The 213-nt window shown below is 57.7% G+C and carries 1 protein-coding gene; it reads left to right on the top strand.

All coding sequences use genetic code 11. From position 1 onward, the window contains the following. Positions 1-213 (top strand): oxidoreductase C-terminal domain-containing protein (locus FDX22_RS15725; RefSeq protein ID WP_304571771.1); only part of this gene is annotated, 213 nt, incomplete at both ends.

Genomic DNA, 213 nt, shown 5'->3' with positions numbered 1-213 from the left:
ACCTACAGTTTGTCGGTGAGATGCAGGGAGAAAGCTGGCTGTGTCGTGGAAACCCGGAGGACGGCAAGGCTATCTGGTTCCAGTTGCGCGATGGAGCGATAATTGGCGCAGCCGCGCTCAACAACGGGCGCGAAGTGCGTGTACTACGTAAGCTGATTCAGTCAGGGCGAGCCATGAGCGAGGAAGCGTTGTGTGATGAAGGCGTGGCACTGA

It is taken from the genome of Citrobacter sp. TBCS-14 (genome assembly GCF_005280805.1).
Classification (GTDB): domain Bacteria; phylum Pseudomonadota; class Gammaproteobacteria; order Enterobacterales; family Enterobacteriaceae; genus Citrobacter; species Citrobacter gillenii.
This window is presented reverse-complemented; position numbering and strand designations above follow the sequence as displayed.